Genomic DNA, 26989 nt, shown 5'->3' on the forward strand with positions numbered 1-26989 from the left:
CGAGGCTCAAAACGGCAGGTACGGAGCAACCGATGATTAGAAAGCGGGCGGCGGGCCCTCGGCCGGAAGCGTCACCGTGAAGGTGCTGCCCTGTCCCTCGCCGCTTTGGCACACGATGGTGCCGCCGTGCCGCTCCACAATCATCCGGGTGATCGAAAGACCCAGACCGGCGCCCGGAATGGCGGCCTTCTGGGCGGACTCGGCGCGGAAGAAACGGTTGAATGCCCTCGCCGCGTCCTCGCCGGTCATGCCCATCCCGGTGTCCGTGACGCTCAGCCGGACCCACTGGCGGTCCGCGTCCGCGCTGATGCTGACCCTGCCGCCGTCGGGGGAGTACTTGATGGCGTTGGAGACCAGGTTGTCCAGCACCTGCCCGATCCGGAGCGGATCAGCGTAGGCCCACAGGGGTGAAGGGACCTCGGCGGCAATTTCCACGTGGGACCGTTGCGCCAGGGCCTGGGCCGAACCCACGCTGGTCTCCACCAGGCTGGCCAGGTCGGTCCGCTTGGGATGGACGTTCAGGGTGGTGGAGGCGGAGGCGGTCAGGTCGGCCACCAGGTCCAGCAGCCTTTCCGCGTTGCGCTGCACCACGAGCAGGCGCTGGGCCACGGGCTTGGGAAGGTTGCCGGCGTCGTCCAGCACCAGGTCCACGTTGCCGAGAATCGAGTTCAGCGGGTTCTTGAATTCGTGCGAGACGTTGGAGACCAGTTCCTGGTTCGCGGCCAGGGACTCCACCCAGCCGGTGACGTCGCTGTAGACCACCACAGCCCCGGTCAGCTGGCCGTCTTCATTGACCAGCGGGCGGGCGGCGGTGGACACGGCGCGCTGCTCCGGGCCCTCGCCGGCCCACACCAGGTAGTCCGCGAAGGACTCGCCTGCCATGGCCCTGTTGATGGGGCGCCGGTCATGGGGGAGCAGGGTGCGGCGGTCCTGCCCGAAAATGAGCTGGTGCCCCTGGCCGGGAACGGCGTCATCCGCCCCCGTGACACGGCGGAAGTTGCGCTGGCGGCTGTTGGACACCAGGAAGTGGCCGGAGCGGTCGACGGCGGCAATACCGACGTCGGTGGCGTCCAGTACGGTTTCGAGCAGCTTCTCCCGTTCCCGGCTGGCGGCCAGCAGGTCCCGGAGTTCACGGTCCTTGTCCGCGAGCTCGGCCTGCTGCTGCCGGAGACTCACGCTCGCGAACCGGATTGCCAGGGACACCGCGAGCATCATGACGGGGAAGAGGACAGCGCTGGTGATGTCGGATGCTGTGACGTCGGGGAAGTGGGCCACCACCGAGGGGACCATGATCAGGAACGGTCCCAGGAAACTGAGCACGAGGCTGCTGCGCGCCAGCATGCCGGAGGCGGAGAGCCAGATGACCGGGAAGACCACCAGCACCGCCAGTCCCGGCAGGAGCGGTGCGGCGCCGTTGCGCAGGAACCCAATAGCGGCGAAGTCCAGCACGGGGATCAGCAGGTACGGGCGATGTGCCAGCCGTTCCCAGGGCACCAGGAAGCAGCCAAGGAACAGGACTGCGTGAAGGACGATGCCGGCCATGTACAACGGGCTGTGCATCAGCGAGGGCCAGGCGAAGGGGGTTGCCACGGCGATCGCCGCGACAATGAGCGTTAGGGGGAGTTGGCACAGCGCAACCTGGGCGCGGGTTCCCAGCCGCCGGAAGATGCGGCCGGGGCCCCGGTGGAACAACGGCTCAGCCATGTTTCTGACTCGTACCCCTTTAGGTCCTGGAAAGCAGGTGAGGCCAAGGTGCAGCAATTCCCCCGGTTACCTTGGTATCCACCCTTTCCTTTGGATATTGCACATGTCTTGTCATAATAATTGACTTTTCAATTTTCGGCGCCGATTCGGCTGTCATCAGCCCGGCTTACTAGTAGCGTATAAATGGTTGGAGCGGGATTGGCATTGGCGCTGGGTCAATGGGGGGCCATTTCCGCCTGGCGCAGGGATAGCAATGGACGATCTTGGTGTAGCTGTGGTCATCGAGGATGACGACGACGTACGCAACCTCCTTGAAGGTGTTTTGACCCAGGCGGGCTTCGAAGTGCATACAGCTGTTGATGGGCGGGCCGGGGTTGAGGTGGTCCGCAGTAAGCAGGCCAACGTTGTGACGCTGGATATCGGCCTGCCGGACATCGACGGGTTCGAGGTCCTGCGGCGGATCCGCAACTTCAGCAACGCCTACGTGGTGATGCTGACGGGCCGTACGGACGAACCGGACCTGTTGTCCGCCCTGAATGCGGGGGCGGATGACTACATCGCCAAACCCTTCAGGCCCAGGGAACTGCGGGCCAGGGTGGCAGCAATGATGCGCCGGCCCCGCCACGAGGTGACCGGGCGGAACACGTCACAGTGGGGACAGGCCGCGGCTCCTGCCCCCGCACAGCCCGAGCCCGGGGTCCTGCAGCACAACGGGCTGCTGCTGAACCACCGGACGCGCACTGTGGAGATCAAGGGTGAGCCGCTGGGCCTGACCCGCAGCGAATTCGACCTGCTCCATGTCCTGCTGAAGGGCGGCGGCGCCGTGTGCACCCGGGCTGATTTGGTGCGGGCGGTACGGGGCGATTTCTACGACCGGGACACGTACATCAGTGAGGCGGACGAGCGCGCTGTGGAGGTTCACGTAGGGAACTTGCGGCGCAAGCTCAAAGAGGATCAGCTGTCCCCGCGGTGGCTGCAGACGGTCCGTGGGGTGGGGTATCGGCTGGCGCCGCGCCGGCCGGACGATGCGTAGCTGCTAACCGTTTTCCAGGATGTAGGTTGCCTGCAGCTCGGACACAGTCCGTGCCCCGTCCAGGGCCACACCGGCCATCATCGCCTGGCCCTGGGCAAAGTCACCCTGCCTGATCAGGCCTTCAAGGAGTTCGGCGAGCCTGGCGAGCCTTAGCCCACCAACCATGGCGGAGCTGATCTTGAGGCTGATGACGGCATCAAGGGCGAGGTCCTCGTCCCGGCTCTCCACTGCTGTTCCCAGCCGGGCCAGCCGCAGGTCCCACATGGCGGCGTAGTCACGGGCGAAGCGCTGCGCCAGCCCGGATCCGGCCAGCTCATCTTCGAGTTCCGCCAGCACGGCGGCATCAACCAACGGCAAGAGAGCGGCCTCTTCCAGCAACGGGGCCGCGCCGGCGGCCGGAACGGGAGCGGCGGGCAAACCGACCCCGGACAGCGGGTAGTCCGCAGCGGGGCTCTTTCCGCTGGAGCCGGGATCGGGACTGTTCATTGTTCAAGGCTACTTCCTGGATATCCGTCGGCGTCCGTTTTCTTATCATTCTGTGTAAACCTTGAGGCAACCTTGCCGCCGCACTGAGTATCTTTACTGGCCGCTGAAGGTCGCAATAGTGTTGATCACGGCCGGCCCCAGGATGGCGATAAAGAGGACCGGGAAGATAAAGAACAGCAGCGGGAAAAGGATCATGACGGGCAGCTTCATGGCCTTTTCCTCGGCCCGCTGGCGCCGTTTGACGCGCATGACCTTCGCCTGGACCCGGAGGACCCGGCTGATGGCGATTCCGTAGGTGTCGGCCTGCACCACGGCCTGCACGAAGCTGCGCAGTTCCGGGATGCTGGTCCGCTCGGCGAGGGCGACGTAGGACTCGCGGCGGCTGCGTCCCACCTGCATGTCCTGCAGGGTGCGGACCAGTTCCTCCGCGAGGGGGCCCTTGCCGTTCTCGCCCGCCCGGGCCATGGCGCCTTCAAAGCCCAGTCCGGCTTCCACCGAGATCAGCATCTGGTCCAGGGTGTTGGCCAGCTCCAGCTGCATCGCCTTCTGCCGCTCCTGGCCTTTGCTGTACAGGAGGAGGTCCGGGATGAAGTAGCCCAGGACAATGAGGAACAAGCCGGCGAGCTTCATGAGGGGGCTCGCGCCGATGCTCACGAGCCAGAGGCCCGCTGCCAGACCAGCCATTCCGAGGCCCAGCTTGGAGCCCAGGACCTTGCCCATCGGCATGGAGGCGGGCCGGCCGGCGAGGGCCAGGAGGCGGTCCAGGAAGGCAACATAGGCCGGGGGAGTCAGCTGGCGGCCCACGGTTTCGAGGATGCCCGGTTTCCCGGCAGGGGCAGTGAGGGCCGCCGGGGCGCCGCGGCCCAACAGCTCGGCGGCGGCGATGCGCCCCTGCTTGTCCACGGTCAGCATGGACCATGTCACGGCCGCCAGGGGGACGCAGACCAGGAGTATGGCGAGGAGGACGATCAGGTTCATGGGGTCCTCAGAACTTCAGGTCGATGATCTTGCGCATCCAGAGCGCGCCGATGGTCATCAGGACAAAGGAGGCACCGATCATCACCCAGCCCAGGGGATGGGTGAACATCGAGTTCATGTAGCTGGGGCTCACGGCAAGCAGCATGGCCACGATGCCGAAGGGCATGGCGATGAGGATGTAGGCGGAGAATTTTCCTTCCGCGGCCAGGGCCTTGATGTGGCCCTTGATTTCCGCGCGCTCGCGGATGGTTTCGTTCACCTGGTCCAGGACTTCCGCCAGGTTGCCGCCCACCTCGCGGTTGATCTGGATGGCCTGCGAGATCCACACGAAGTCCTCGTTCTTCATCCGGTCCGCTGTGTCGTTGAGCGCGGCCAGCAGGTCGCGGCCCAGGCTGGTTTCGGTGATCACCCGCCGCATCTCCTCCGAGGTCGGTTTCTGGGACTCCGTGGCGGCGGCGTCGATGGCGCGCAGGATGCTGTGGCCGGCGCGGAGGCCGCCGGAGAGCAGCTGAAGGGTGTCGCCGAGCTGGCTGTCGAAGGCGTTGCGCCGCTTGCCGGCCAGGAATCCGAGGACGAGTTTGCCCACAAAGGGTGCCAGCAGTGCCAGCAGCACCCCCACCAGGGGGCCGACCGTCACGATGCCCACGAGCATGCCGACGCAGGCGCCGATGCCCACCAGCAGGAAGAACTCTGCCTGGCTGAGGCGCAGTCCGGCGTTTTCCAGCTCCGGGCGGGCGAACAGCTTGACGTTCCGGCCGCCGAGGAGCCGTTCGAAGGACCTGACGCCGGACAGGGCTAGGCGGGACAGGGAGGACGGCGGCTCGGGTTCAAATGGACGACGGCGGTCCAGCGGCACTGCGGGGGCGCTCGGCAGGAGCACGGCCACACCGAGCAGGCAGATGGCTGCCAGCAGGATGACGCTTCCGATGGCGATGATCATGGCCGCGTCCCTACTTCGCGCCCGGCGACAGCGGTCCGGCGAACACTGCGGGGGACACGTGGATGCCCAGGTCCTCGAACCGGTCGATGAACCGGGGCCGGATGCCCGTGGCCACCGGCCGGCCCAGGAACCGGCCCTGCGCGTCAACGCCGGCGGAGTAGTCGAAGACGAAGGCGTCCTGGAGGGTGACGATGTCGCCCTCCATGCCCTGCACTTCGGTGACGTGGGTGATGCGGCGGGAGCCGTCGCGGAGCCTGGAGATCTGGACGATGAGGTTCACAGCGGAGGCGATCTGCTCGCGGATGGCGCGCAACGGAAGGTCCATGCCGGCCATCAGCACCAGGGTTTCGAGACGGGCCACGGCGTCCCTGGGCGAGTTGGAGTGGACCGTGGACAGGGAGCCGTCGTGGCCGGTGTTCATGGCCTGCAGCATGTCCAGCGATTCGCCGCCGCGGACCTCACCCACCACGATCCGGTCCGGGCGCATACGGAGGGAGTTGCGGAGGAGCTCGCGGATGGTGACTTCGCCTTTGCCTTCGGTGTTGGGCGGGCGGCTTTCCAGCCGGACCACGTGGTCCTGCTGGATCTGCAGTTCCACGGCATCCTCGATGGTGACGATGCGTTCGTCGTGCGGAAGGAACGAGGACAGTACGTTGAGGAGTGTGGTCTTGCCCGTGCCCGTACCGCCGGAAACGATGATGTTCAGCTTGGCCTTCACGCACGCGTTCAGCAGTTCGGCCATCTCCGGGGTCAGGGTGCCAAAGTCGATGAGGTTACGGACCGTCAACGGGGTCTTGCTGAACTTTCGGATGGTGAGGGAGGACCCGCCAACGGCCAGGGGCGGGATGACGGCGTTGACGCGGGAGCCGTCCTCCAGGCGGGCGTCCACCAAAGGGGAGGACTCGTCGATGCGGCGGCCCACCTTGGACACGATCCGTTCGATGACCTTCCGCAGGTGCTCCTCGGAGCTGAAGCGGGACTCGGAGAGGGTCAGCTTGCCTTTGCGTTCCACGTAGATCTGGTCCATGCGGTTGACCATGATTTCGGTGACGGCGGGGTCGTCCAGCAGGCGCTGGAGGGGGCCGTAGCCCAGCACGTCGTCGGCCACGTCCTGGACCAGGCGGGTGCGTTCCTCCGGCGTCAGCGGCACCTGTTCGGCGTCGATGATGCGGGTGAGTTCCTTCTTGGCGGTGCTCCGCAGTTCCTGCTCGGTGACGGCGGCGTCGTTGAAGCGGGTGCCCATGCGTTCGAACAGGGCGGTGGCCGCCCTGTCCTTCATGGCTGCGAAGACGTCCACCTTGGGTGCCGTAGGCACCTGCTGCGCGCCGTCGTCGTGCGTTGAATGCACGACGGCGGCATGCGCGGGAAGGTGCCGTTCCGCAGCTTCCGCGGGGAACGGTGAAGGCGCCGGGCGCGGGGCCTCGAGCACGGCGGTGCCCGTGCCCGACCCGGAGCCGGAGGCCTGGTCGCGAGTCTGGACCGCGTTGATGCGTTCAGAGAGTTTCATCAGATGACCACCCTTCGGTGAAGCTTCTTCTGTGCCTGGGCGCGCCAGGCCGGGTTGAAGCGCTCCACGAGCTGGCGGAGGCTTTTGACGGCGGGGTCCTTCCTGGATTCCTGGAGGACCGGGATGCCGCGGTTGGTGGACAGTGCCACGGCGCGGGACCGGGGGACGCTGACGTCCACGGGCGCGCCGATGGTGGATTCGACGTCCTGCACGTTGAGGCCGGCTTTGGCGTCCGCCATGTTGAGGACCACGTGCCGGGATTCGGGCATGATGTCCAGCTGCCGGAGGACTTCCAGGCCTGAGCGGAGGCCGCGGAGGCTGGGAATGTCCATGGCGCTGACCCACACCACGTCCGTGCACTGCTCCATGGCGGCGAGGCCGATTTCCGGCATGCCGGGGGCGGTGTCCAGGACCACGTACTGGAATTCGTGGGACAGCTGTTCCACCAGGCGGCTGACCTGTTCTGGGGTGATGTGGTCCGCGTCCACCGGATTGGGCGGCGCGCAGAGGGCGTAGATCCCGGCCGGGTGCACGGTGAGGAAGGCCTTGAGGACCAGCGAGTCCTGGGCGGCGGCGGGCGTGACGGCATCGGTGACGGTGTGCTGCGGGTCGAGGTACAGGCCGGAGGCGACGTCGCCGAACTGAAGGTCCAGGTCTACGATCACCACGCTCATGGGCGCGATCTGGCCCAGGCCGATGGCGATGTTGGTGGCGAGCGTGGTTTTGCCGACACCGCCCTTGGGGGAGAAGACGCCGATCACCAGGCCTTTGCCGTTCTCTGTTTGCTGTGCCTCGGGGCTGCGGTGGCGCGTGGCGAAGGACTGGCAGGCACGTTCGAGCAGCACCCTGATTTCCGCCGGGTCGGCCTGCGGGCTGAGGATGTCCCGGATGCCGGCGCGCATGGCATGCAGCAGGAATTCCGGCTGCACGTCGCTGACCAGGACCAGGCTGAGGCCGGGGAGCTGGACGTCGAAGACCTTGGCGAACCTGAGTGCTTCCTCGTAGGGAACGTCCGGTCCGATGATCAGGACTTCCGGCTGTTCCTGGTTGAGGAGGGCGAACAGTTCGGCCGGGCCGGCGGGGAGGATGTCACTCGCGATGGTCTGGACGCTGCCGCGCAGGCCGTGGGCGACGGCGTTGCGCAGTTTCTGGTCGAAGTCGGCGTTGGGGGAGAGGAGGACGAAGCGGCTCACTTGTACACCGTGTCCGTGTGCTCGATGCGGGGGCCGCTGTCTGCCGCGTCCATAGGTTCCTTCGTGAGCCAGAGCTCACCGTTGATTGAGGTGAAGATGATTTTGTTAGCATCCACGTCATTTACGGCAACGGTGATGATGAGTGCACCCGCCGGGACAGCTGGGTTTTGGGAGGCTTTGTCGTCCTTGGAGTTCTCTTGGGGTGCGCCCTGAACAGTGGTAACCAGTACTTTCCGCAGGGTCAACTGGGTGGTCTCCCCGGGTTTGGCTTTGTCCGCACCGGCCTTGAAATTCATGGCAATACCAACATGATCGCCAGGGGCAATTCGGCCACCTACAACGCGCTGCGGCTCGAGCTGGAAGGAAACTTCCTGGAAACCTGAAGGAACCTTCACGGTCCCATCGTCCTTTGCATCGGCCGGCTGAATGAGCCGCTCGGACAGGAGTTGCTCGCCGGGGACGAGGTCGGTGGCGGTCACGGTGCCTGCTTTGCTGTCCAGGGTGTTTAGTGCGCTGCTGGACACGGCTGATGCCGGCAGATGCTTCGTCACAAGCGAGGCAGACAGGTTTTCCACTCCGGTACCGGCGGGAACAGTCTTTGCTACAACGAGGACAGCTCTGGGCTCCATGTTGGCCACGGCCCGCTGATCGGCTCCGTTGGCGTAGGAGATGATGAGGAGGGCTCCCACAAGCGCCAGGGCGACGGCGGCCGTTCCGGCGAGCAGGCGAGACTTCACGTTGAACTCCGTGGTGTGGTTTATGGATCAGAGGGTGAGACGGGCGATGGTTGCGCGGTAGGGGCCTACGGGTCCAAGCTTGTAGCCGTCCGCGAGGGAGACATAGGTGACAAATTCGCCAATGATGCCGCGGCAGTCGCCGGTGCATGTCGCTGTGGCAGTGGACCCGGACCCTTTAGGCGCTGTGTTGCGGAATGACAATGGAGTGGTGTTGTCCTGGCCGCTGAACTTCCAGCCAACGACATTGAAGGCGGCGAACGCCTGCAAGTGGTAAACAGCCCCAGCGCCGGTCCCGGTGACTTTGTCGAAGACTGGCAGCAGAACGATTGCTTTGCGGCCGGCTGTGATGCCGTTAGCCCAGGCGTTAAGGGTGTCGTCACAGTTGGGGGGGGCGCTGTTGCCTGTCTTGGTATTGGTCGGGTCGCTGCCGCCTTTGTCGATACTCAGATCGATGCTGGCGCCGCATTCGCCCGGGGCCTGGGCGAGCCACCCGAATCCGCCTGGCACAGTCCCACCGGAAGGGAGGGTGCAGCCGGGGTTCGCTGACTTACTGTCCTTGTTCTGCAGGACCTGCGAACCGCCGTCGACCATGTTTTGGACTTGGCAGATGGAAAAGGCCAGCGGGAAGGCTGTAGGGCCTTTGATGGGGCCGCCCCAGACCGCCGAAGACTGAGCCCGAACTTCTTTCGTGGGTATGCCCATTGCACGGGCGAAGAATAGCGACACCGAGTCGGCTATGCCCCCGGCTTCCTTGGCACCAGTGGTGACGGTGACCGTTCCCGCTGTTGCATTGAGCTGGATACTGCTGACGTTGCTCGAGCCGTCCAACGCGTTTTGGTTTGCAAGGCTGCCCGCCATCGTGGACGGCGTCAAACACGCATTGCTTTTGGCATCACGGGCGCAAGTCTGGGCCAGGGCGATGGCAGAAGCATCTGCACCGTTTTGCAGTTGCGCCCGCTCTGAATAGATGAGCCCGACGTCGACGGCGATCGCCACGAAGCCTAGGAGAGTCACCAGGAGGATGGCGACAAGCACGGAAACGGCTCCGTGTTCTTTGTCTTCCTGCACGGATATCAACCGCCGCACAGCATGACTCCCTTACCTGTCATAGGGAACGGGCCAGCGATGCCGGTAATGGTCGACAACGTGTACTTGATGGTGAGCGTCACTTGCGTGCCAACGGGGCAGGTGTCGGTACTGAGGATGATGTCGGTAGTGGGGATGCTGGTGCTGATTGGGGCCGCGGCGTCCTGAGCCTTGGCCTTGGCCTCCGCGGGAATCTTATTTATGGCCATTACTCGGGCACCCTCGCGGGCTGCGTTGGTGAGGGTGATCTGGGCGTTGTATGCCCGCCCAAATTCGATTGTTCCGAGTACGAGCATCAAGAGGAGGGGCAGTAGGATTGCGAATTCGACGGCGGCTGCTCCGCGTTCCGAGTCTCGCTTCATCTGCTGCACCTCCTCTTGAATAGCCAGGGCACTTATCGTGGTTCCGATATGGGGTCCGGAACCCGCTGTTCCGAGATCAGGCAGGCGTGGGCTTGCCCAGCTTCAAGTTGATGCTGTCGAAGAAGTCACCCAAGGTGCCGCCGAGAGTACTAACCGCAACGATGATGACGACTGCGATGAGGCCCACCATGATGCCGTATTCAACGGCCGTGGCGCCTTTTTCGCTGGCCAGGCGGTTCTTGAGGTTGAAACCTAGGGTCTGAAGGGTAGCGATGAGAGAAAGCATTTTGACTCCTGAGCGAGTAAGTTTGGCTGGCCCTGCACCAGCGCTAATACGAAGTTAGCAACGGAAATCACCCCCTTGACCGGATCTTGCAACATCCTGCGCAAAGCCTCTTTGGACTGTTGGCTCCCTGCACTTTTGTTGCCCATTCACTGCGCAAAAACTGCGTTTCTGAGGAACTTGGAGTCCGCAAAAAGGACCCCCTCGGTTCTGGGTGCCGAGGGGGTCCGGTCGATTGGCGCCATAGGGCGCGAAGCTGACAGCTTCTGTTAGGGGATGCCGAGTGCGGTCTTTATCCCGGTGGTGAGATGGTCGTAAAAACCGTTGAGCGAGAGCCCGAATAAGCCAACTCCAGCCACAATTACGACGGCGATGAAACCGAGTGTGATTCCATATTCTGTCGCGGTGGCGCCGTCTTCCTCACTTCTGAACCGCGGGGCGAAATGCCGAAATAGGGACAAAGTCTGGATGAGGGTTTTCATAGCTCCTCCTAGGAGAACGCAGCGATGATGTTCATGACCGCCGGCCCGAGCAGAATGATGAACAGGGTCGGGAAGATGAAGAAGATGAGCGGGAAGAGGATCTTCACAGGTATCTTCATGGCATGTTCCTCGGCCCGCTGGCGGCGTTTCATACGCATTTCCTGCGCCTGAACTTTGAGCACCTTCGCAATAGCAATCCCGTATGCATCCGCTTGAACGATTGCGCGGATGAACGAGCGCAGGTCGGGAACGTCAACACGATCAGACATGGCCAAGTAGGCTTCCTTGCGGGAACGCCCCACCTGCATGTCTTGCAGTGTTCGCATCATTTCGTCAGCCAGGGGGCCGTCGCCGTTTTGCGCCGTGCGCGCCATAGCGGCTTCGAATCCTAGGCCCGCTTGGACAGAGATCAGCATCTGGTCCAGAGTGTTCGGCAGCTCCTGCCGAATCTTGTCTCTCCGCTTCTCCGCATTACTGCGAATCAACAGGTCGGGCGCAAAGTAGCCAAACGCAAGAGCGGCAATGAGGATCGCAAAGCGTGCCGGCTCTGGCGAGGCGAGGAAGTAAAACAGGGCCAGAAGTCCGGCTCCGAGAGCCAGCAGCGGTTTTACCACCAGGAGTCGCTCAAGGGGCCACTCCTTAGGGCGTCCCAGGGCAGCGAGCTGTTTGTCCAGCCAAGCGACATAGCGAACTGGCGTAACCTTGCGGGCTACTGCGCTGAATTCCAAGGTCAAGCTTTGCGGAGCTGCGTTCCTGGCGCGTTGTCCCAGGTTTGCCTGAATGTTCCGAAGGGCAACCCGATCTGTAGCTGCTACTGACCACACGAGGTATGTGACGGGCAAAACGATGGCAAGTATGGCTCCGAGTGCAATGGGTGACATGTCGCTCTCCTAATACTTTGGCTTAATCAGCCGGCTGAGCCAGAAGCCACCGGCAGTGAGCATTACAGCCGCAGCGCCCAGCATCAGGAAACCTGGAACTGTACTCGTGAACGTTTTCGCGTATTGACCGTTGATCAGAATCAGAGCGAAGAACAAAACCACTGGCAGTCCCATGAGAACGGCAGCCGACATTTTTCCTTCAGCGCTCAGGGCCTTTACCTGACGGCGTATCTGGTTACGGTCACGGATGGTTTCGCCGACGTGGTCAAGCACTTCCGCTAAATCTCCGCCCACCTCCCGATGGATCTCGATGGCTTGGGAAATCCATCCGAAGTCTTCGCTGCCGGTGCGGGAAGACACTTCCGTCATTGATTCCCCCAAGTCGCGACCGATCCTGGTTTCGTTGACGATCCTGCTCAGTTCTTCCGACATAGGTGCGTCACTTTCACGGGCTGACGCGTCGATGGCCCGCAAGAGGGAATGACCGGCCCGCATGCTTCCTGTAAGCATCTGCAAGGTGTCCGGCAGTTGCTCGTCGAACTTGCTCTTGCGCCTGGAAGTAAGTATCGAAAGGTAGACGAGCATTCCGGCGGGAACAACTGCTAGCAGAATGATTGCGAAGAAGAGCCCCCCGAGCAGGAAACCGAACACGCTTCCCGCCAGCGCGCCGGCGCCCATCATGAGCAGGAAGTCGGCGGGCTGGGTCTTCAACCCGGCCCGTTCCAGCTTTTCGCGGCTGACTAGGAAGTCCTTTCTTCCTTTCATACGCTTGTTGATGGCGCCAACTGCCGTGTCGGTGAGGACGGTCAGCCTGGATGCACTTGCGGGCACATCCGGCCGGCGCCGTGAGAGCGGGATCGCGTGTCGGGGTTTCAGTACGACAACGAAGGTGACAATGATTGACGCGAAGATCATCAACACCCCCGCGACCATGATCATGACCGGGGCTTCTGAAGTTTCCATCTATCGGCTCCTTGGCCCTTGGGCACCAAAAACAGCCGGGGAAATTCTGATTCCCAGTTCCTCGAACCTGTCTGTGAAGCGGGGCCGGACTCCCGTCGGAACGGGCTTCCCAAGGAATCGGCCGTTCGCGTCAATGCCCGCTGAGTAGTCGAAGACGAAGGCATCCTGAAGCGTGACGATGTCGCCTTCCATGCCTTGGACTTCAGTTATGTGGGTCACCCGGCGAGTTCCGTCGCGGAGCCGGGAGATATGCACGATCAGGTTTACCGCGGATGCAATTTGCTCCCGGATTGCCCTGAGCGGCAGGTCCATCCCTGCCATCAGGACCAAGGTTTCCAGGCGGGCTACTGCATCACGTGGTGAGTTGGCGTGCACGGTCGAGATCGAGCCGTCGTGGCCGGTGTTCATCGCCTGGAGCATGTCCAGAGATTCACCTCCACGTACCTCACCGACAACGATGCGGTCCGGCCTCATACGAAGCGAGTTGCGGACCAGGTCACGGATCGAGACCTCGCCCTTGCCCTCGATATTCGGTGGCCGGCTTTCCAGTCTGACCACATGATCCTGTTGGAGTTGCAGTTCAACGGCATCCTCGATGGTCACGATGCGGTCCGTAGCGGGGATAAAGGAGGACAGGACATTCAACATAGTTGTCTTTCCGGTGCCCGTGCCGCCGGAAACGATGATGTTCATTCGTGCCAAGACGCAAGCCTGGAGCAATTCAGCCATTTCGGGAGATAGGCTTCCGAAGCTGATCAGTTTTTGTACTGTCAGCGCTTCACGCCCGAACTTACGGATGGTCAGCGACGCGCCGTTCACAGCCAACGGGGGGATGATCGCGTTTACACGGGACCCATCAGTCAGGCGAGCATCTACAAGGGGGGACGATTCATCGATTCGTCGCCCAATGCGGGTGACAATCCGTTCAATGACCCTCCGAAGCGCATCTTCGCTACTGAACTTAGTGTCTGTGAGGAACAGACGGCCGTTTCGCTCGACGTAGATCTGGTCTGCTCTGTTGACCATGATCTCCGTGACGGACGGGTCATCGAGGTATCGTTGCAGCGGCCCGTGCCCCAGAACATCGTCGATGATCTCCCGCGTGAGTCGCTGTCGTTCACCCTGTGACAGGGGGACTTGTTCCTCCTCAACGACGGCCCGTAGCTCATCCTTTACAAACTGATGGAGCTCAGCCTCCTCAAGGGATGAGTCCGTGATCCGGGAGCCAAGCCTCTCATAGAGTGCCTGGCTGGCACGTTCTTTGAGGCCTGTGAGTGCTTCGCTCGCAGTTCCACCCGTTACTTCGACAGCCACCGGGGCTTGGGCTTGTTCTGCTGCTTGAGCTTGTTGAATGACCCCCAGGGTCGAGGGGAGGTGGGGGGCAGTAACGGAAGCATCGGCATCGGTCTCGCCACGCAACTTCGCAAAACGGTTGGAGAGACTCACTGCACTACCGCCCTTCTGTGGACCTTCTTGCGTGGCGCTTCCCAATTAGGTTTGAACCGTTCGACCAACTTTCGCAGCCCCTTAGCCGCTCCATCCCGGCTGCCATCCTGAAGAAGCGGGATTCCCTTGTTCGTCGAGAACGTCACCGCGCGCGACTTGGGAAGAACCACATCGACAGGAGCGCCAATAGTGGCCTCAACGTCCTGGACGGTCAGGCCTGTCCGCCTATCCGCCATATTTAGAACCACGTGCCGGTTATCGGGTAGCAGATCGAGTTCCGAAAGGATCTGGAACCCGGTACGCAATCCACGAATACTGGGAACATCCATGCCGCATACCCAGACAGCGTCCGTGGCCTGCTCCAGCGTGGCCAGCACGTGTTCGCCAAGGCCGGGTGCGGTATCGACCACCACATACTGGAACTCGGCCCGCAACTGACGAAGCAGGTGGCTGATATGTTCGCCGGTTATCCGATCCATATCGATTGGATTGCGGGGCGCGCACAAGACGTAGATGTTTCCGGGGTGGAGAGACAGATAGGTCTTGAGTACCATTGCATCCTGGCTCGCGGCACCCACCACAGCGTCCGTGATTGTAAAGTCGGGCTCGAGCATCAGGCCGCTTGCGATGTCCCCGAACTGGAGATCCAGGTCGACAACCACGACGCTCATGGGTGAAACCTGTCCCAAGCCGATCGCCAGGTTGCTTGCTACTGTCGTCTTGCCCACACCGCCTTTGGGAGACATGACGGCGATGACCCGCCCTCCGTCAGCGGCAGGACGTTCTGCAGTGTTTGGGGCCAAACCGCGCCGGCGTCCGGCGGCGGCGAGGCTTGCCCGTTCCACTAGTGCACGGACCTGGTCCATGTCTGCTGCGGGCGGGATTAGGTCGCGGATGCCGGAACGCATGGCGTTCAAGGCCAGCTCGCCGTCGTCATCCGCTGCCAGAACGATGCTGATTTCCGGGTACTGCAGGTCCATGACCGCGGCGAATTTGAGAGCCTCGTCCTGTGGAAGACCAGGGCCAAGAATGAGCACTTCCGGGGGTTCGCCTGCTTGCTGCCGGAGGATGTCCTCAGGGGACTCCGGGAGGTAAGCGGCTTGGAAATACTGCAACGAGCCACTGAGGGGTGCTATCGACGCCCGAACTTTCCGTTCGTAGTCCGTTGAGGGAGAGATCAAAATGAAGCGGCTCATTTGAATACCTTTGTCTGATTGACGACACCTGCGGTGCCTTCGGTGGCGTCGGCCGGCTCTTTCGAGAGGTAGACCTTCCCAAATTCAGCGGCGTAGACGAGTTTTTCGGTGTCGACAGCGTCACGCGCGAAGGTGATCAGGTACGAGTCACTTGTTGCTGGTTTGTTTTCACTAGCTGCGTTCATGGCGCCGGCTGAGTTTGGCTGTGTTGCCTGTGCCTGCGTTTGTGCTGCAGCTCCCGAGCTGAACTGAACGGCCGTGACGAGGACCTTGTGGAACGTCAACTGTGTCCCGTTGCCACCGGCGGAATCAGCCATGGAGATGAAAACGCCTACTGTGTCGCCGGCCTGGATCTTGCCGCCAACGACCCTCTCAATACCCAGGCGAAGAGTGATCTCCTGGAGCCCGGCAGGGACTGCAACTCGTGAGGGGCCGAGGTAGGCATTTGCGTCTACCAAGCGGCTGCTGAGCAACTGTTCGCCCGGGACCAGCGCCACCGAAGTGACGGTTGTGCCTAACGAGCCCAGGTCGTGAACTCCATCGGCGGCGACGGCGGTGCGTGGCACTGCTTTCGTCGTGACGTATTGCGCGAGTTGACTGGCCGGTGTCCCGGCAGGGACGTTCTGTTTTACAACCAGTACATCCTCTGTTTCGGTGTTCGCCAACGCGCGGCGGTCCGCGCCCTGTACGTAGTTAAAAAGGAGAACCGTGCCTAAAACTGCTACGACCAGCGCGGCTATGCCTCCCAGTAGGCGTACTTTCATTTCTTCTTCCCCTCAATTGGAACTACTTGATAAGTCGGATTTCCGATGTGCCAAGGTTTTGGCCTCCGGGAACGTAGTTGCCGGAGCCGATAACCGAGTACTTGACGAACTGACCGATGATGCAGCGGTCGTTGCCGCCTGAACAGGCCAGGGAACTTGTCATTCCGGGGTCGCTGGCCGTGTTGCGGAACTCGTATACGCCGTTGTTGCCGAACTTCCAGCCCCATATTTTGAATGTTGCGTATCCGATGACGTGGAACGAGCCACCCTGCCCAGTACCAGACGAAGTGTCGAACACGGGAAATTCGACTTTGACTTCCCCTCCTGCTTGGATCGTGGTCTTCCAGTCACCGAGAATCGTCGCGCAGCCACTTGGAGGATTGTTGCCGGGGTCGGAGCCCATATCATTTGTTCCCACTTGGGTGCTGGCCACACACGGCGAGTCTTCATCAAGCCAGCCCCAACCGCCTGGAATTTGTGTTCCGGAGGGACCTGTGCATGTCCCTCCCGGCTTGTATGACATCTTCTGAACTTCCGCCGTCTGGATCCCTGAGGCCAGGTTGTAGCAGTTGTTCGACAAGGCCAGCGGGAATCCGGAACCGCCACCGGGGGGGCCCGCAGCTGCGACGGCTTGCGCGCCAACCGTTACGGGGCCAGCGTTGATTGCATTCGCGAATAAGTTCGTCAGAAAACTGGACGAACCATTCTTTGTGGACGTCGTGACTGTCACTTGACCCGGCGTCGAAAGATCCACGGAGGCCGTGCTGGCGCCGTCGTTTGAGTTTGAGTTTGCCAAGCCATCAGCAAGGGCAGGAGTACAGGAGCCAGCCTGGCAACTGAGAGCAACGGCTAGGGCGCTCGCGTCGGCGCCATTTTGCAGTTGCGCGCGCTCGGCATAAATCTGCCCAACATCAACCGCCATGGCACCGGCGCCTATGAGGACGAGCATCATGACGGCGACGGTCACACCTGCTGCTCCGCGTTCACCCTCATTCGCACCCCTTGCCTTCTTGACTAGCCGCCACATTGCATAGCCCCTTTACCTGTAACTGTGAGACTGGGGCCGAAAAACCCCGTCAGAGATGAGCCGCTGTACTTGACGGTTACTACTGCAGTCGATCCTGGCGTTGCTGCCGGGCAGGTCGCTGACGAGTAGTCGAAGGTGAGCAGAGAGGAGTTGATTGAAGGTGCGCCGGCCTTGCCAGCTGTTGTTGCTTTCGTCGCGTCCTTGGTGATGGCCATCGTCCGGGCAGCCTCACGGGATGCTTGGGTCACAGAGACCTGAATGTTGTATGCATTGGAGAACTCGACGATGGCGATGATCAAAGCGATCAGAATCGGGGCGACAAGTGCGAATTCGACTGCAACGGCACCCCGTTCACCGTTGTCAGAAGTTCTGTTGCTGCGTTTCAAAGGGTCCCCCTGGACATTTGCAGCTTGAAAAGGGACGGTGTGCCGCGCTGAACAGCACGGCACACCGATCTTTTATGACTTACCAGCCGCCCACTGTGGTGCCGAGGCTGCTGAAGAAGGTGTTCAGGTTCGTGCCGAACAACGTGACACCGGCGACGATCACCAAGGCAATGAGACCCACCAGCAGCGAGTATTCAGTTGCCGTGGCACCCTTTTCGGTGGAAATGATCGTCCGAACAGCAACTACCAACTTTCCAAGAAACGCGTTGAAATTGGACATCGTTTCGTACCTTCCCTCTGGACTTGCTCGCTACCAGCCGCCGACCTTGCCGGCAAGCCCGTTGAAGAAGGCGTTGAGGTTGGTACCGAAGAGCCCGACACCAACAACGATTACGAGGGCGATCAGGCCAACGAGCAGTGAGTACTCCGTTGCGGTGGCACCCTTTTCAGATGAGAAGCGATCCTTGATGCCGGCAACGAAAGCCATCATCGAGACCATGAGAGAAGTCATTTTCTTGTCCTTAATTCGGTGAAATGAATGAATTTATGATTTCAACGAATTTCCAGCTGCCCCCATAAATCTTTAGCGGCTGGACTTCGCTAAGAAGAGATTGTCACTGGGGTGCATGGGGCAACAATGCGTAGTGGTACTCGACTTTTCCTGAACGTGGCAAGAGTGCGTACTCGAAAATTGTGAGCAGTACTCGGAAGGCAGGCCAGGTGCCCGATCGACTACTCGGAGCGGGGCGTGCTTTCGGCTGAGGAAATCTATCCGATGAAGAACGTGACGGCTGCTAGAGCGCCGAGCATTGAGGGGCCATGGGGCACCTCCGTGGCTTGATTCCGGCCTTTTCTGCTTACCACCAGTAACGAGACGACTCCATTCAAGATGAACCCAAGGAGCCCCCCATAGAGGAGCTGGGGCCAACCTAGGTACCCGAGATACAGCCCGACCGGCGCTGCGAGCTTCACGTCTCCCATCCCGATGCCGCCGGGAGAAATAAGTCCCAAAACCAGGTAAGCGGCGAACAAAATAGCGGCTCCAAGGACCGCTCGGAATAGATCGCCAGGTTGCTTATTAAATAGCCCTGGCAATAAAAGCAGTAAAAGACCGCCGGCGAGCAGTGACAGTACCAAGGGGTTGGGCAGCAGATGGAGCGCCACGTCGATCCGGGCCAGCTGCACGCCCAGCATCGCAAGCAATAGGAAAGCGGGGAGGGTGAAAGTAATTCCAAAATGCAAAGCAAAGGCGACGCATGCGAGGCCGGTGATCGCCGCCGTCGTAATTCGCACCCTCATGCCAGGCGCCCGCCCCAGCCTGGGAAGGAATCTGGCGATCAGAATCTCGGCGATGGGGGAGAGGGCCAACCCCAGAAGGGCCGCTCCAATGACGAGGAACCATCCCGCGGAGCCTTCGTAACCCATTGCAAACACCGCGACCCCCCTGCTTCCTCAGGCCGGCAAGCGCTGATGCGGCGTCCGGCTACCCCATTTTGACCCCGAACCGCTTAACGCGCTAATCTTGGTAGTCGTTGTGCGTGTCCTATTCCGATGGTGCGTGCCCGCTTGAGGATCCGGTTGCAGGATAACTACTCAACGTGCACATTCGGAACTTCAGGATGACTGGTTACATGGAGCCCTCACCTCTGTTCCGGTAGCGCGCAGACAGTAGGTGCGCGAGCTAGCGACACCTAAACAAGAACGCCAGAACAAGAACGAGGCAAACACCGTGCGTACGTACACCCCGAAGCCCGGCGATATCAACCGCCAGTGGCACGTCATTGACGCCACCGACGTTGTCCTTGGTCGTCTTGCAAGCCAGACCGCAATCCTGCTGCGCGGCAAGCACAAGGCCACTTTCGCATCCCACATGGACATGGGCGACTTTGTCATCATCATCAACGCTGAGAAGGTAGCCCTGACCGGCGCCAAGCTGGAGCAGAAGCGCGCATACCGCCACTCCGGCTACCCGGGCGGCCTGACCTCCGTCAACTACGCGGAACTGCTGGAATCCAACCCGGTCCGCGCCGTTGAGAAGGCCATCAAGGGCATGCTCCCCAAGAACTCCCTTGCTGCCCAGCAGCTGGGCAAGCTGAAGGTGTACCGCGGTGCTGAGCACCCGCACGCCGCCCAGCAGCCCAAGACTTTCGAAATCACCCAGGTCGCCCAGTAGTCCTGGCCACCAAACAACTTATCTATACAAGGAGAATCGTGGCTCAGAACGAAGAGACCACCGAGGTCGTCGAGGCCGAGGAAAACCTGACCAGCTACACCTCTGAGAGCTCAGCTGCTGAAGCTGCTCCCAAGAAGGAGCGCCCGGCCCTGACCGTTGCCGGCGCAGCTGTTGGCCGCCGCAAGGAAGCCGTTGCACGCGTCCGCGTTGTGCCCGGCTCCGGCAAGTGGACCATCAACGGCCGCGAGCTGGCGAACTACTTCCCGAACAAGCTGCACCAGCAGGACGTGAACGAGCCCTTCAAGATCCTTGATCTCGAAGGCGCCTACGACGTCATCGCCCGTATTCACGGCGGCGGCATCTCCGGCCAGGCCGGCGCCCTGCGCCTTGGCATCGCCCGTTCCCTGAACGAGATCGATGTCGAGAACAACCGCGCCACCCTGAAGAAGGCCGGTTACCTGTCCCGCGACGCCCGTGTCATCGAGCGTAAGAAGGCCGGTCTTAAGAAGGCCCGTAAGGCTCAGCAGTACTCCAAGCGCTAAACCCGCTTGCACACAAGCCCGTCCCGCCATTCGGCGGGGCGGGCTTTTTGTTCCTCTTTATGTGCCGTCAGATTCTTGGCCTGGCGCCTCACCCCGCTCGCGAAGGTCGTATACGGCCTGCCCGTCCAGGGACTCCGATGGGAAGTTGGCCTTGACCCAGTGGGTAATTTCGACGACAGCGGTGGGTTCCGGCTGGCTCGCAATGAAGTCATCGTGAGCGAGAAAATAACAGATCTTTCCCTCTTCAACTTTGCGGACAAAATCCTGCAATAACGGCGATGGGTCAGTGCCTGCAAACCCTCCTAACGGCATAACCGCTCGGTCCGATTCCAATTGCAACCGTGCAGCCGTCTGCGATGCATAAGTAGCTGCTGCCCAAGTGCACCCCGTGGACGTTCTGAGCTTATTGACGACGCTGGGCTCAGGTACCTGGCCAAACGCCATGTTGTAGGCCCAGCCGTAGTGTCCGTTTTGCATGTCATCAAGGAATCTGTTGATGCTGCCAGTATTCTTTGTGAGGTGCCCAGAGACGGGGTTCGACCCATTGTGGGGAACCGTCACGTTATGCAGTGATGTCAGCACGGGGCCGATCAAAAGGGCAGCCACTGCGGCGAGGCTGCCGAGGATCAGGAGACCGCGGTTGGGTGCCACAAAAACCAGCATCGAAGTTCCGATAGCCCCCAAGCAAAGCACGATTGCCGGCAGCCACCCGGGCCAGCCGACAACGGTGTTGAGTAGGAGCCAAGATGTACCTGTTCCTGCCAGCACCGCGCCCGCTGTACTGAGCCGCACTAGGACCGAGGAACGCCTGTGCTTGATAAATAGGCCGAGAGCAACGCCAATAACAAGACTTAGAGGTGGGGCAAGCGCTTCTGTGTAGTAGGTGTGGATTTGGTCTCCCATGAAGCTCAACACGAGGAAATTGACCAAGTACCAACTTACTGCCAAGAACGCCGTGGCTCTAGCGCCGCCGCAGGTCGGCAGCAACTTCCAGAGCAGCATGATAGCGAGGGTGCAGATGGCGCCAGCAACAAGAAACCACCCGATTTCTTGGCCGTAATTAGGGTTGAGCAGCCGTAGGGGACCAGCGTCCGAGTCCACCTGGCGGAATTGTGAGGGAACAAGATTCGCTGTCGTCTCATCGGCCTTTTGAATTATCCTGTCCACTCCGTTGTACGCCAGCGTCAGTTCCAAGACGCTATTCGTTGGCGAGCCGCCCACATATGGACGTAGCCCGGCCGGGAGGAGATCAACGACGAGCATCCAAAGTCCGCCTGATATGGCCAACGCCCCGGAAGCAGCAAGGAGTTGCGTGGCCTTCTTCGGCCAGGGGCTTGGAATCCAGACTATGTACGCCACGCCCACGCTCGGCAGCACCATAAGGGCTTGAAGCTGCTTTGCCATAAATGCGAGACCTAAGGCGATCGCTGCCCAAATGACGAATTTTCCTTTACCTGAGAGGATTGCCGCTTGAATGAGATATATGGCGCTCAGCATGAGTGAAATCATTAGTGGATCGGGGTTGTTATATCGCGACATCAAAACCACGATTGGCGTTGTGCAAAAGATGAGAGAAGCCAGTAGGGCAGCTATTGGGGCGAAATGCCTACGGATGATGGCGTAAATTAGAAAAGTGGAGGCCACTCCCAGGATTGCTTGGGGTGCCAGCACGCTGACGGTCGAGAGCCCAAAGGTCCGAGCCGAAAGTTCCATGATCCAGAGACTCAGCGGCGGCTTGTCCACAGTGATGGAATTTCCCCAGTCAGACGACCCAAAGAAGGCTGCTGTTAAATCTTTGGTGCCCGATTGCACTGCTGCCGAGTAGAAATAGTTGGCCCAGCCGTTGATGCCCAGATTCCAAAAATTGATTATTGCGTTCAGAGCCAGAATGATTAGCAACGCTGGACGCTCCCAAGCGGGTTGGGATAGCTGGCCGCGCAGCAGTCTTTTAAGATTTGGCCAGAGTCGATGTTTGTCCCACGGGAAAGTCTTATGCCCCGGGGGGACGCCCTGAGAAGGCGTGGCCTGACGCGGTTCTGCAACGCTCATCGTGGTGCCCCACCAATTTGCGCCACAGCGAGGGGGACCACCATCTCATCGGCCCGTCGCACTCTGAATACCCACAGGCGGAGTAACACGAAGCGCATAAGGGTCGCGAAGACATTGGCGCCGGTAAGAGTCAGTAGTTCCACACCGGGAATTGCGCCTGGCGTGGCTGCATGGAGAACGATGAGTGACGATGAAGTAATCGCCCAGGCTAGGAGAAAGACGATTAGCCCTTGAATCTGTTGAGTAAAGAGCTTCGAGGGTCCACTGATGCCAAAGGTGAAACGGCGGTTGGCTGCGGTGTTGCCGACGGCAGTAAGGAGTAGGGCCAGGAAGTTGGCCTCCTGAGCGCTGAAGGGTCCTTGTAGCACCAAGTAGAGCAGTGCGAAGGCGAGCGTCGAGACCATGCCCACGAGCCCGAATCGGATGACCTGGCCAAAGAAGCTGGGGCGTCCCGGAGGAGCGATTGGCCGGCGGCCCAGTTCTGCGTAAATGGCCTGAACAGGGATAGATCCTCGGACAAGGGAACTAGCAACCCGTATCATTCCCCTGAGATCATCAAGAGCAGTTTGTTTGATATCAACTCGGCTGTCGGGGTCATCTACCCAGTCGACAGGGATCTCATGGATCCGAAGTCCCGAGCGCTCAGCAATGATCAGTAACTCGGTGTCAAAGAACCAGCCGTTGTCTTCCACATGGGGTAGCAGTCTTTGGGCGACGTCGGCACGGATCGCCTTGAAACCGCATTGGGCATCAGAGAACCGCACCTGCATCGTCCGTCGAAGCAGAAAATTGTATGACCGCGAGATGAACTCGCGCTTCGGGCCTCGGCTGACCCGAGAACTTTGGCCAAGCCGCGTGCCGATGGAGATATCGGAATGTCCCGATAACAACGGTGCGACAAGTGGCGGAAGCGCTACGAGGTCGGTTGAGAGGTCCACGTCCAGATAAGCAAGCACTCTTGCTTCGGAGGCGCCCCATGCGTCCCGCAATGCGAAGCCTCGGCCTTTGACTTCGAGGCGCCGATATTCAACGTTCGGCAGGTGCTCGCTGAGACGAGCGGCAATCACCGGTGTCCGGTCGGTGCTTGCGTTATCGGCGATGGTTATTTTCCACGTCGACGGCATTTCGTTCGTCAGGTATTCGGCGAGCCTCGTGATGCTGCTTTCGAGTACCGATTCCTCGTTGAAGACCGGTACAACAATTTCGAGCGCCAAGCCCCCATAGCTAGGTGTCATGCATGGATCGTAGAGGCTGCTAAATCCGACCCGCGAGGCTTTTGGATAAAGACAGGTACTCGAAGGCTGAATCCAAGTAGTCGAGTACTTGGGTCAACCAAGAAGGCAGTGGGAGTAGTTTGTTACGAGTGCTGTACTTGCTGCGGGTTCTGTGTGGTGCGTCTACGCCGAAGCCATCTCTCGGCAGGTTTCTCCACAAGTTCGTGGAGAAACCCAGACAAGACGACGGATGTCACAACGACGAAGGCCGCGAGAACGGCTGACTCGCCTACAGATGCGCCGGCAGCAAACCCTCGTACCATCCTGATAACGAGCTCATGAATAAGGTACAAAGCATAAGACCACTGGCCGAGCCGAATCATTCCGGTGGAACGAAGCAGGCCCTTCTTCCCCGACACGTCACCATCAGCGCAAGCGGCGATCAGTACCAAAAATCCGGGGATCATTACAAGGTTGGAGAACGTCACAGGCAAGTGGCCCGTCATACCGTTCATGAAGAATGACGCGACAAAAAGACCAGCGGTCAGGCTGCCCAGAAACAGGGCTGCGTGCGCACCGCCGAACGGCGGGCGCCAACCGCCCTTCATGACAAATGGTGCGGCGGCCCAACTTGAACCTCCTGATGTCGGGCAGTAGAGGCGAGTTCCTGGCCGCAGTTGGAGGCCGGGCTCTCCAGTTCGGGCGCTGATGTTTATGATGCCGGCGTCCTCCGCACTCCCGCGGGGACAATACTTTGTGGCCGGTCTTGACGCGGACTTCGGCGTGAAGATCTCGCCTCCCGCAAACCCGGCACCGGACAACGGCATCAGGTCTTTGCCCGCGGCGGCCAGAAGCTCCCCGACGAAGAGGAAGACGTCATCGAGGAACAGATTTTAAGGAAGCCGTCCGTCCCGTCGGCGCCGATGTCCGAAGCGTCCACCGCTACTCAGACGCCGAAGACCGCTTTATCGTCCACCTGCTGCGCACACTCCCGCACAACCTCGAAAGCCTCAAAGTAGGCATCCACTGCGCCCACGGGGAGGCCAGCGCTTGCTCCCCCAGGTCTTCAAAGACGCCGGCGCCGACGTCGTTGTTCCCGGACGGCCACAACATCGACGACGGCGTTGGGGATGGCTATCCCCGCAGTTGCTCTGAAGAAGGCCGGCAATCCCAAGGACGGCGTCCTCGTGGCTACGGCGATGAGCAGCCTCGGGCTGAAAATCGCGCTCCGTGAGGGCTGCAAGGTGCGGCAATAGCTGTTTGTGTTATCTGTGCTGGCGTTGTCGGTGATGGCAATCTGCCACGTGTTGACACTTCCAGATTGAAACATAAGCGAGTTCTCTGATGCTCTTGTCCATTATAAATTTCTCATCCAAGACCGGTACAACAATTTCAACCGACAGCGCCCCTAGTGCTCGGATTTGTGCTATGTATGATCAGATGCCAGTGGGGGCATACTAGGGATGCGCGGAAACCTTTGGGATTCTCATGAATTCCCTAAGGAATCCTTGACGAATTGGGGAAATCCTTGATGGATTGGCTAGCTGCACTGCCGAGTTTCGCAGGGGCAATCGCAGTGCTCATGATTCCCGGGCTGCTCTTGGGCTGGGCGCTAGGACTTCGGCACGCATGGGTGATTTCACTTGCACCCGTTCTGACGGCGTCAGTTGTTGCAGTTTCCACGCTGGCCTGTTGGTGGTTGCAGGTTAACTGGCACATAGGCATCTTCAGCGTCACCACCGTGCTGATTACCGGATTCGTTCTCTTGGTGGTCCGTTTTGCGGGCAGACGATGGCCGGAGAGCTTTGCACGGAAACCGGTGAGCCACTCAGCGGGGAGAGCGTACTGGATCGCTCTCTTGACGGGCGGAATCTTGCTGACGATGCGTTATGCCCAGATCGTTGAGCACCCAGGCAACATCAACCAGGGCATTGATACACCGTTCCACGTGAATTTGGCGCAGCATATTATAGATTCTGGTGACGGATCACCCTTCTCTGTGCGGGAGCTTATGGGGGGCTCAGCTGATTTTTATCCACAGGTTTGGCACGCGCTCGCAGCTTTGATCGCTGAAGCGACGCGGTTGCCAGTGGTTGAAGCCTCGAACGCCCTCAACCTAGCGATAGTGGCGGTCGCTTGGCCACTGGGCGTCCTTCTTTTTGTCTATGTGGTTATCGGGCCCAATATCGTTGCCCTTCTATGTGCCGCTGTTGCTAGCGCGGGCTTCTTCGCCTTTCCTTTCACAGTGATGCAGAGCCAAAAGAGCGACTTCGGACCGCTCTTTCCCTATATGCTGGCGGTGACGTTTTTGCCGTCGCTCGTTACGGTCCTAGCGGCGGTATTGAAGTTTGGCAAAACCACACAGATACCATGGCCTTTGGCCGCTATTACGCTGGCTATCGGGCTGCCTGGACTCGTTAGCACCCATATGTCGGGCTTGGTGGCTCTTGTTGGACTTTCATCTTTTTTTTCGGCCATGGCTGCGTGGCGATCGTTCCGGGAGCTCAAGCGACGTCGGTCCGGACTCTTCAAATATCTGCAGTGGACAGCCCTGTGGATCAGTGTCTGCGTCTGTAATTTGCTAATTTGGGCAGTCGTACGCCCTTGGACCTACTCGTGGGATCCAATTGATTCACTTCCTGCCGCAGCCGGGAGTGTGCTCCTGACCGCACCTACACACGGCGACGTCGCTTGGGGTCTGGCTGCGCTCGTCGTAGCGGGAACGGGCCTGCTGATTCTGAGGTCAACCGAACGGTGGTTTCTGGCGTCCTACTTGGGTGCAGTTACGCTGTACATAGTGGCGGCGGCGGTTCCTCATTCACTTCTCAGAGTGTTTGTTGTTGGGGCCTGGTATGGTGATCCACCTCGCCTTGCTGCTCTTCTGCCAATGTTCTGGGCCGTATTTGCCGGAGCAACTGCTGCCTGGATCTTCGAGAGCGTCTCCCGGTACCGAATAAAGTGGATTGTTCCGATGGGTATTGCAGTGTTGGCCGCGTCCGTCATCATCTTGCCGACAAATTCCGACACTACGCCCGGCCGAGAACGCACCTACGCTCTCAATGAATCTTCACCTCTGTTGACTCCGGATGAGCTCGAATTATTGAAGCGGCTCCCTGCCGATGTACCAGAGGGCGCGGTCATGGCAAATAACCCATGGGACGGGAGTTCCACGGCATATGCCATAGCCGATCGACGGGTGCTTTTTGTCCACGCGATTACGGGTTCCAATGCAGACAAGCTACTGGTGTCAAAGGAGCTAAATCGAGCCACCCGCGGGTCCGAGGTCTGTGCGGCAGCCAAGCGGGAGAACATTCAATTCCTCCTGGATTTGGGGGGTCGCTACATAGATCCGAAACGACCGGAAGTAAATGACTTTCCAGGTTTGGACGGCGCCGAGAGCTCATCAGCATTCCAGAAAGTTGACCAGCAGGGCCCGGCAGTTCTCTACAAATTCATCGGTTGCGATAGCTAGAAACTCGCAGCTTCGGCACCGCGGGCGTGTGAGTTTAGTCGTCGCTTACGCAGGTGCGGGCTGGCCCATCCTCTACACTTGACCG

General features: G+C 60.5%; 28 protein-coding genes and 1 pseudogene. 5 read left to right on the top strand and 24 right to left on the bottom strand.

Annotated elements, in window-relative coordinates:
- Positions 1-36: 36 nt before the first annotated feature.
- On the bottom strand, positions 37-1704 hold the full coding sequence (locus QFZ60_RS05320; RefSeq protein WP_307088793.1) for an ATP-binding protein: 1668 nt from the start codon (positions 1702-1704) through the stop codon (positions 37-39).
- Positions 1705-1957: 253 nt separating this feature from the next.
- On the opposite strand from QFZ60_RS05320, the gene QFZ60_RS05325 reads away from it, so the two are divergent.
- Positions 1958-2737 (top strand): response regulator transcription factor, encoded by a 780-nt coding sequence (locus tag QFZ60_RS05325; protein ID WP_307088795.1) that lies wholly within the window; start codon positions 1958-1960, stop codon positions 2735-2737.
- A gap of 3 nt (positions 2738-2740) precedes the next feature.
- Here QFZ60_RS05325 and QFZ60_RS05330 read toward each other — a convergent pair whose 3' ends face one another.
- The 20 genes from QFZ60_RS05330 to QFZ60_RS05425 form a co-directional block, all read right to left on the bottom strand.
- Complete coding sequence (locus QFZ60_RS05330; RefSeq protein WP_307088797.1) at positions 2741-3223, bottom strand: Hpt domain-containing protein; 483 nt, start codon at positions 3221-3223, stop codon at positions 2741-2743.
- A gap of 93 nt (positions 3224-3316) precedes the next feature.
- Positions 3317-4201 (bottom strand): type II secretion system F family protein, encoded by an 885-nt coding sequence (locus QFZ60_RS05335; protein ID WP_307088798.1) that lies wholly within the window; start codon positions 4199-4201, stop codon positions 3317-3319.
- Positions 4202-4208: 7 nt separating this feature from the next.
- Complete coding sequence (locus tag QFZ60_RS05340; protein ID WP_307088799.1) at positions 4209-5141, bottom strand: type II secretion system F family protein; 933 nt, start codon at positions 5139-5141, stop codon at positions 4209-4211.
- Positions 5142-5151: 10 nt separating this feature from the next.
- Positions 5152-6648, bottom strand: a complete 1497-nt coding sequence (locus QFZ60_RS05345; protein ID WP_307088800.1) for a CpaF family protein — start codon at positions 6646-6648, stop codon at positions 5152-5154.
- Positions 6648-7841 (bottom strand): AAA family ATPase, encoded by a 1194-nt coding sequence (locus QFZ60_RS05350; protein ID WP_307088801.1) that lies wholly within the window; start codon positions 7839-7841, stop codon positions 6648-6650. Before QFZ60_RS05350 ends, QFZ60_RS05345 begins: the two co-directional genes overlap by 1 nt.
- The gene (locus QFZ60_RS05355; protein ID WP_307088803.1) at positions 7838-8578 is read right to left on the bottom strand and encodes a Flp pilus assembly protein CpaB; all 741 of its coding nucleotides are present in this window, start codon (positions 8576-8578) and stop codon (positions 7838-7840) included. Before QFZ60_RS05355 ends, QFZ60_RS05350 begins: the two co-directional genes overlap by 4 nt.
- Before the next feature lie 27 nt (positions 8579-8605).
- Entirely contained in the window at positions 8606-9613 is a 1008-nt protein-coding gene (locus tag QFZ60_RS05360; protein WP_307088805.1) for a Tad domain-containing protein, read from the bottom strand.
- Positions 9614-9651: 38 nt separating this feature from the next.
- On the bottom strand, positions 9652-10026 hold the full coding sequence (locus QFZ60_RS05365) for a TadE/TadG family type IV pilus assembly protein (protein WP_307088807.1): 375 nt from the start codon (positions 10024-10026) through the stop codon (positions 9652-9654).
- 76 nt (positions 10027-10102) lie between these two features.
- Positions 10103-10312, bottom strand: a complete 210-nt coding sequence (locus tag QFZ60_RS05370; protein ID WP_307088809.1) for a Flp family type IVb pilin — start codon at positions 10310-10312, stop codon at positions 10103-10105.
- Positions 10313-10578: 266 nt separating this feature from the next.
- Complete coding sequence (locus QFZ60_RS05375) at positions 10579-10791, bottom strand: Flp family type IVb pilin (RefSeq protein ID WP_307088811.1); 213 nt, start codon at positions 10789-10791, stop codon at positions 10579-10581.
- 8 nt (positions 10792-10799) lie between these two features.
- A complete protein-coding gene (locus QFZ60_RS05380; RefSeq protein WP_307088813.1) occupies positions 10800-11672 on the bottom strand; it encodes a type II secretion system F family protein in 873 nt (290 codons plus the stop codon).
- A 9-nt stretch (positions 11673-11681) separates the two neighbouring features.
- Positions 11682-12635, bottom strand: a complete 954-nt coding sequence (locus QFZ60_RS05385) for a type II secretion system F family protein (RefSeq protein ID WP_307088814.1) — start codon at positions 12633-12635, stop codon at positions 11682-11684.
- Positions 12636-13949, bottom strand: a complete 1314-nt coding sequence (locus QFZ60_RS05390) for a CpaF family protein (RefSeq protein ID WP_307093207.1) — start codon at positions 13947-13949, stop codon at positions 12636-12638.
- 128 nt (positions 13950-14077) lie between these two features.
- On the bottom strand, positions 14078-15277 hold the full coding sequence (locus QFZ60_RS05395) for an AAA family ATPase (RefSeq protein ID WP_307088817.1): 1200 nt from the start codon (positions 15275-15277) through the stop codon (positions 14078-14080).
- Positions 15274-16041: a Flp pilus assembly protein CpaB gene (locus tag QFZ60_RS05400; RefSeq protein ID WP_307088819.1), complete on the bottom strand. Its 768-nt coding sequence runs from the start codon at positions 16039-16041 to the stop codon at positions 15274-15276. The genes QFZ60_RS05395 and QFZ60_RS05400 overlap by 4 nt, the downstream gene beginning before the upstream one ends.
- 22 nt (positions 16042-16063) lie before the next feature.
- Positions 16064-17068: a TadE/TadG family type IV pilus assembly protein gene (locus QFZ60_RS05405; RefSeq protein WP_307088820.1), complete on the bottom strand. Its 1005-nt coding sequence runs from the start codon at positions 17066-17068 to the stop codon at positions 16064-16066.
- Positions 17056-17454, bottom strand: a complete 399-nt coding sequence (locus tag QFZ60_RS05410; protein ID WP_307088823.1) for a TadE/TadG family type IV pilus assembly protein — start codon at positions 17452-17454, stop codon at positions 17056-17058. The genes QFZ60_RS05405 and QFZ60_RS05410 overlap by 13 nt, the downstream gene beginning before the upstream one ends.
- A gap of 79 nt (positions 17455-17533) precedes the next feature.
- Positions 17534-17734 (bottom strand): Flp family type IVb pilin, encoded by a 201-nt coding sequence (locus QFZ60_RS05415; RefSeq protein WP_307088824.1) that lies wholly within the window; start codon positions 17732-17734, stop codon positions 17534-17536.
- Between the two features lie 30 nt (positions 17735-17764).
- Positions 17765-17965: a Flp family type IVb pilin gene (locus QFZ60_RS05420; protein WP_307088826.1), complete on the bottom strand. Its 201-nt coding sequence runs from the start codon at positions 17963-17965 to the stop codon at positions 17765-17767.
- A 257-nt stretch (positions 17966-18222) separates the two neighbouring features.
- Positions 18223-18879, bottom strand: a complete 657-nt coding sequence (locus QFZ60_RS05425; RefSeq protein ID WP_307088828.1) for a prepilin peptidase — start codon at positions 18877-18879, stop codon at positions 18223-18225.
- Positions 18880-19183: 304 nt separating this feature from the next.
- Here QFZ60_RS05425 and rplM point away from each other — a divergent pair, with 304 nt between their 5' ends.
- Together rplM and rpsI are read left to right on the top strand one after the other, a co-directional pair.
- Positions 19184-19627 (top strand): 50S ribosomal protein L13, encoded by a 444-nt coding sequence (gene rplM / locus QFZ60_RS05430; protein ID WP_015937805.1) that lies wholly within the window; start codon positions 19184-19186, stop codon positions 19625-19627.
- 38 nt (positions 19628-19665) lie between these two features.
- Positions 19666-20169 (top strand): 30S ribosomal protein S9, encoded by a 504-nt coding sequence (gene rpsI, locus QFZ60_RS05435; RefSeq protein ID WP_018769171.1) that lies wholly within the window; start codon positions 19666-19668, stop codon positions 20167-20169.
- Positions 20170-20226: 57 nt separating this feature from the next.
- Here the strand turns inward: rpsI and QFZ60_RS05440 are convergent, their stop codons facing one another.
- The 3 genes from QFZ60_RS05440 to QFZ60_RS05450 form a co-directional block, all read right to left on the bottom strand.
- Positions 20227-22218, bottom strand: a complete 1992-nt coding sequence (locus tag QFZ60_RS05440; RefSeq protein ID WP_307088831.1) for a glycosyltransferase family 39 protein — start codon at positions 22216-22218, stop codon at positions 20227-20229.
- Entirely contained in the window at positions 22215-23453 is a 1239-nt protein-coding gene (locus tag QFZ60_RS05445) for a bifunctional glycosyltransferase family 2/GtrA family protein (protein WP_307088832.1), read from the bottom strand. Before QFZ60_RS05445 ends, QFZ60_RS05440 begins: the two co-directional genes overlap by 4 nt.
- A gap of 122 nt (positions 23454-23575) precedes the next feature.
- Positions 23576-24040 (bottom strand): acyltransferase, encoded by a 465-nt coding sequence (locus tag QFZ60_RS05450; RefSeq protein WP_307088834.1) that lies wholly within the window; start codon positions 24038-24040, stop codon positions 23576-23578.
- 50 nt (positions 24041-24090) lie between these two features.
- Here QFZ60_RS05450 and QFZ60_RS05455 point away from each other — a divergent pair.
- Together QFZ60_RS05455 and QFZ60_RS05460 are read left to right on the top strand one after the other, a co-directional pair.
- Positions 24091-24685 (top strand): annotated as a pseudogene (locus QFZ60_RS05455) (phosphoglucosamine mutase); the annotation flags it as partial.
- 263 nt (positions 24686-24948) lie between these two features.
- On the top strand, positions 24949-26904 hold the full coding sequence (locus QFZ60_RS05460) for a DUF6541 family protein (RefSeq protein WP_307088835.1): 1956 nt from the start codon (positions 24949-24951) through the stop codon (positions 26902-26904).
- Positions 26905-26989: the final 85 nt, after the last annotated feature.

Source organism: Arthrobacter sp. B2I5 (assembly GCF_030816735.1).
Classification (GTDB): Bacteria; Actinomycetota; Actinomycetes; order Actinomycetales; family Micrococcaceae; genus Arthrobacter.